2 protein-coding genes are annotated in these 2463 nt (G+C 69.0%); both read right to left on the minus strand.

The window, feature by feature from the left end:
- Nucleotides 1-203: 203 nt before the first annotated feature.
- Nucleotides 204-392: a hypothetical protein gene (locus FFS23_RS19845; protein ID WP_137899953.1), complete on the minus strand. Its 189-nt coding sequence runs from the start codon at nt 390-392 to the stop codon at nt 204-206.
- A 113-nt stretch (nt 393-505) separates the two neighbouring features.
- The gene (locus FFS23_RS19850; RefSeq protein ID WP_137899954.1) at nt 506-2431 is read right to left on the minus strand and encodes an OPT family oligopeptide transporter; all 1926 of its coding nucleotides are present in this window, start codon (nt 2429-2431) and stop codon (nt 506-508) included.
- Nucleotides 2432-2463: the final 32 nt, after the last annotated feature.

Raw genomic sequence — 2463 nt, forward strand, 5'->3', positions numbered from 1 at the left:
CCCGTAGCCGCGCAATCTCGATCCGCTCGTCAAGGCTGAGCTGCCTGTATCTCTGTCCCATCGCGCACCCACCTTATCAGTGGTGCACTTCTCTCGTGAATCCGGCGGATCCAGACGCGCGGAGCCGGGATTGAGCCGCTACGTCAGCGTCTATGGGTCCCCGCCTTCGCGGGGATGACATTTGAGCTGTGGGACGTGGCCGTTCAGTCCGCGCCGTCGCTGCGCTTTTCATCCCGCTTGGCCGGGATCTGCGACAGCTTGGTCAGCAGCAGCGGAATATCGTCGGTGATGAACGTGTCCGTCGGCACGGCGACGCTGGAATTGAGCGCCTCGCTTACCCTCGCCAGTCGGTCGCGCTTCTCTTGTGCTGACGATGTCACGACGAACCCCATGATACGCTAACGGAAAACCCGGCAATCACCGGCCGGGGGGGATGGCAGGGTGATCACCGGGTTCGCCGTGTTCAACGGCCGATCCTGCGCCGCGTTCCAACGCTTGGCCGCATTTAGGCGGCGACGGATCGCCGAGTGTAACGGTACAGGCCGGCGATCAGCGCGAGGAAGGCGATCGTCCCGCCGATCAGCGCCACCGTCTCGAACCCTGCCGGCGCGATCGCCAGCGGCGCGTCGGAATTGGTGGCGTAGACGATGACCGCGAAGCCGACGCCCCACAGGCTCTCGCCGACGATCATGCCGGTGGCGGTCAGTACGCCCATGCGCTTGGCGAGCTCGACGTCCGGCGTCCGCTCCGCCCAGCGATCGTAGAAGGCGCCGATCACCGCACCGATCACCACCGGCAGCGTCACCGCCATCGGCAGATAGACGCCGAGGCCGATGCCGAGCGGCGGCAGCCGCAGCTTGCCGAGCCGCCCAAGCGTCTCGTCGAGCAGGATGACGGCGACGCCGACCAGCGCGCCATAGCCGATCATCGCCCAGTTGAGATCGCCGCCGAGCACGCCCTTGGCGAGTGCGGAGATCAGCGCCGCCTGCGGTGCGGCGAGTGCGTTGGGACCGGCGCCGGGCGCCCCCTGGAAGCCGAGCGTCGTCGCCAGCAGTTCGAGCACCGGCGGAACGACGAGGCTGCCGAAGATGACGCCGAAGATCAGCGCGACCTGCTGCTTCCACGGCGTCGCGCCGACGAGCTGGCCGGTCTTGAGGTCCTGAAGATTGTCGTTGGAGATCGTCGCGACGCCGAAGACGATGCCGGTGACGATCAGCGCATAGGCGACCAGCGCCTGCGTCGTATCCGGCCCGGCGCCGCGGCCGAACAGGCCGACGAGCATCAGGCTGGCGGCGAGCACCGAGAGGATGCCGATCCCCGACACCGGGCTGTTCGACGCGCCGATCAGGCCCGCCATATAGCCGCACACCGCGGCGATGACGAGGCCGAGCACCAGGACGAACACCAGCGCGCCGGCGATCAGCACCAGCGCCGACCCCTGCAACGGCCCGCCCGCGATCACCGACCACAACAGCCCGGCGATCGGCACCAGCGTCGCCAGCGTCACCGCGACGACGATGCTGATCGACAGGTCGCGCTCGCCCAGTTCGAGCACGGCACCGCCGCGCTTCGCCTTGCTCGCCGCGATCGACGAGCGGATGCCGCCGAGCACCGGCCCGATGATCTTGAGCAGCGTCCAGATCGCGGCGACGCCGATCACGCCGGCGCCGAGAAAGCGCACGTCGGTGCGGAACACGCCGCCGACCCATGCCTCGATCCCGACGCCGGTCGCGGCGGGCGACAGGCCGGTGAGAATCGGTAGCGCGATCCACCAGCCGATGATGACGCCGGCGAACATCGCGAGGCCGACCGACAGGCCGACGAGATGGCCCGCGCCGATCAGTGCGAACGACAGGCCACCCGAGATCGCGGTCGCGCCGGCACCGGCGCGGAAGAAGTGCGCCGCCTCGGCGACGACCAATTTGGTCTGGGTCAACACGGCGAAGCCGGCCGAGACCAGCGCGTTGACGACGATCAGCCGCAGCCCGCGGCCGCTCTCCGCCTCGCCGGCGCGGCTGCCGGCGCCGACCATCAGCACCTCGGCCGCGGCACGGCCTTCGGGATAGGGCAGGTCGGTATCGACGACGAGCGCGCGGCGCAGCGGCACCGAGAACATCACGCCGAGGATGCCGCCGGTCATCGTGATCCCGGCGGTGAGCAGATAGGGAAAGCCCTGCCACCAGCCGATCATCACCAGTCCGGGCAGCACGAAGATGATCGCCGCGAGCGTCCCCGCCGCCGAGGCGACGGTCTGGACGATATTGTTCTCGAGGATCGTCGCGCCGGGCAGATAGCGCAGGATCGCCATCGAGATCACCGCCGCGGGGATCGAGGTGGCGAAGGTCAGCCCCACCTTCAGCCCGAGATAGACGTTGGCGGCGGTGAACAGCAGGGTGATGAGCCCGCCGAGCAGGATGCCGCGGACGGTCAGTTCGGCGACGGGCCGGGTGGTGGGGCTGGGGG

The organism is Sphingomonas sp. 2SG (assembly GCF_005503285.1).
In the GTDB taxonomy this organism is placed as follows: domain Bacteria; phylum Pseudomonadota; class Alphaproteobacteria; order Sphingomonadales; family Sphingomonadaceae; genus Sphingomonas; species Sphingomonas taxi.